Source organism: Terrabacter sp. P5_B1 (assembly GCF_056400505.1).
Map to the genome: position 1 here is coordinate 1 of NZ_JBFULD010000403.1, position 3,301 is coordinate 3,301.

Annotated in this window: 3 protein-coding genes; all 3 read left to right on the forward strand. The window is 70.3% G+C overall.

Features of this window, described 5'->3' with window-relative positions; all coding sequences use genetic code 11:
• Window positions 1-299 (forward strand): hypothetical protein (locus AC1DP0_RS19940; protein ID WP_478087949.1); only part of this gene is annotated, 299 nt, incomplete at its 5' end.
• Between the two features lie 176 nt (window positions 300-475).
• Entirely contained in the window at window positions 476-1,786 is a 1,311-nt protein-coding gene (locus AC1DP0_RS19945) for a multicopper oxidase domain-containing protein (protein WP_478087951.1), read from the forward strand.
• A 117-nt stretch (window positions 1,787-1,903) separates the two neighbouring features.
• Entirely contained in the window at window positions 1,904-3,142 is a 1,239-nt protein-coding gene (locus tag AC1DP0_RS19950) for a multicopper oxidase domain-containing protein (protein WP_478087953.1), read from the forward strand.
• The last annotated feature ends 159 nt before the right edge of the window (window positions 3,143-3,301 follow it).

Sequence of the window (3,301 nt, forward strand, 5' to 3'; positions counted from 1 at the left end):
TCGTCGACCCGACGCCCGAGCTCACGGTCACGGTGCTCGCGTCACGCACCTACCCGGCGTTCCGGGAGGCCGCGATCGTCACGGCCCTCCTGCCGCCCAGGCTGCGCGCCGACTACCACCTCACCGGGACGGGCGCGGCGGCCCACGCGGTCGGCCCGGTCACGAAGACCGTCACCCTCGGCACCTCCTGGACGGTCGCCGTGCCGGCACCGACGTGGGACATCGACGGGGACCCGCGACCGACGGCTCCGCCGCCGGCCACGCCGATCGATGCGGGCTCTGACCAGGTCAGACCGTGATGCGTCGCCACTCACTGCCCCGGGGCGTGACACCTGCCAGAGAGGTGTACCCCCCCCGCGCGCCCCGGGGTCCCCACTCTCCCGGCTCCCCCGTGGGGGAAGCCGACCAACCACACGCCGACCAAGCACACGCCGATGGACCGGTGCACCGGTCGATCCGACCAATGGAGCAGACCATGAACGACGAGAGCAGCGTCTTCACCGCAGCCGCCACCTCAGCGGAGCGTGCGGGACTCGGGCGACGAGCTGTCATCCTCGGGGGCGCCGGCGCACTCGGTGCGACGTTCCTCGGGTCGAGGGCGTCCTTCGGGAGCGCTGCGGCGATGCCGAAGGTCGTCACGCCGCGCGCGACGACGCCGGGCACGCCCAAGACGGTGCACCTGGCCGGCACGGACGGCTGGGTCAGCATGCCGGCCGGCTCGCCCGCCGACCTGCCCTTCTACCCGGACTCGCTGGCCCCTCCTGGCTTCGACACGTACGTCTTCGGCTTCCGCGACGTCACGGGGTTCTCCGACGCGCAGGTCGCGGCCACCCGCGGGAAGGCGCAGATCAGCGCCCCGATGCTCTCATTCGACGAGGGCGACGACATCACCATCACCCTGACGAACCTGGGCCTGCTCCAGCGGCCCGACCTCTTCGACGGCCACACCCTGCACTGGCACGGGTTCGTCAACGCCATCCCGCTCTTCGACGGCGTGCCCGAGCTGTCGCTGTCGGTGCCGATCGGGCGCAACCTGTCCTACTTCTACCGGCCCCACGACGCGGGGACGTACATGTACCACTGCCACTTCGAGGACGTCGAGCACGTGCAGATGGGCATGACCGGGATGGTCTTCGTGCGGCCGAAGCAGAACGGCACGCGCGTTGGCACGGTTCCTGTCGGAAAACGTCTCACGTACGCGTACAACGACGGCGACGGGAGCACCCGCTACGACCGCGAGTTCGCCTTCATGATGACCGAGCTGTGGTCGGCCGCCCACTACCGCGACGCCCACATCCAGGTCAGCGACTGGACGGACTACGCCCCCAGCTTCTGGCTGCTCAACGGACGTGGTTATCCGGACACGCTCGCACCAGGGGGCGATCCCCTGTCGCCGGCGGCGGGCCGCCTCCAGTACCAGCCGATCAGCTCGCTCATCACGTGCAACGTCGGGGAGACGGTGCTGCTGCGGCTGTCGAACCTCGGCTACCAGAACCACGCCATGACGCTCGACAACGTCGACATGACGGTGGTCGCCAAGGACGCGAGCCTGCTCCGCGGCCGCGACGGCAGCAGCAACTACCAGGTGACCAACAGCGTCGACGTGGGCCCCGGTGAGAGCCGGGACGTGCTCCTCACCCCGACCAGGCCCGGCGAGTACCTGCTCTACGACCGGACCCACGGCCTCACCGGGAACGGGGGCGCGGCCGGGCTCGGCGGCATGATGACCGTCCTTCGCGTCGGCGCACCCGGGGCCTACCCGGCTCAGACCCAGCCCAACACCTGACGACTCGACGAAGGGATGATGATGCGACTCAACCGATCACGTGGTGCCCGGAGCCGGGTGCCGCTCAGGACCCGGATCCGCGGGCGTGCACCGGTGGTGGTGGGCGTCGGTGCGGTCGTGGCCGCCACCGCCCTCGGCGCCACCTCGGGCGCGCAGGCCGCGACGTCCGAGGGGCTGCTCTGCGAGAAGGGCAACCAGGGCACGTTCTCGCTGACGGCCCGGGACGGCTACGTCTCCACCCCGGACGGCAACTCGATCTACTCGTGGGGCTACAGCCTGAGCTCGGGCCACTTCCAGCTGCCCGGGCCGGTCCTCTGCGTCACGTCGGGCCAGGTCGTCACCGTCGTCCTGCACAACGAGCTGCCCGAGCCGACGTCGATCGTCTTCCCGGGCCAGAAGGGCGTCACGGCGGACGGCAACGCGGCCCAGCCCCAGTTCGACGCCACCAGCAAGGCGCTCACCTCGATGGTGCAGCCGGCGGCCGCCACGTCTGGCTCGGTCACCTACCAGTTCACGGCGGGCTCACCCGGGACGTACCTCTACACGAGCGGCACCGACGTGACGAAGCAGCAGGAGATGGGGCTGTTCGGCGCCCTCGTCGTGCGCCCCGCCATCGCCGCCGGCCAGGTCAACGACCGCAGCGACTCGGTGTTCAACCCCCAGCACGAGTACGTCTTCCTGCTGTCGGAGATCGACCCGGACGTGCACCTGGCCGTCGAGCGCCAGCAGCCGGTCGACTGGACGGCATACAACGCGCGCTATTACATGATCAACGGCCGCAGCATGCCCGACACCCTGGCGCCCAACAACGCGTCGTGGCTGCCCAACCAGCCCTACGGCGCCCTCGTGCACATCAAGCCGTGGGACGCGGCCACCAACAAGGACCCGGCGGTCATCCGCTACCTCAACGCCGGTCGCGTGAGCTTTCCCTTCCACCCGCACGGCAGTGACGAGCGGGTCGTGAACACGGACGGCCACGCCCTCGTGGGTGCCGCCGGCCAGGACCTGTCGTACCTCAAGTACGACCTCGACGTGATGCCGGGCCAGACGGTCGACGCGCTCATGGACTGGCGCGACGTCGAGCACTGGAACGCGACGACGAACCCCGTGCCCACCCAGCTGCCCGTCATCACCGACCAGCTGCTCGTCGGCACCGACACCTGGTTCAACGAGAGCCCCTACCTCGGTCAGCAGGGCTCGTTCCCCTCGAACATCACCGTGAACAACGAGTGCGGCGAGTACTACCACGTGGCCCACAGCCACGCGCTCCAGCAGGCGACCAACTACGGCGCAACCTTCGGCGGCATGATGACGGTCTTCCGCATCGACCCGCCCGCCGGTTGCCCGGTGAAGTGAGGCGACTCCGATGACATCCCGACCCAGCCTCCGGCTCCGTCTCGGCGCCTCCGCCGTCGCTGCCGCGCTCGCGACCCCCGCCATCGCCGCCACGACTGCGTATGCCGTCGCGCCGGCCTCCGGGCCCACGTCGGCCGCCGCCGTGGCACCCGCCACGAC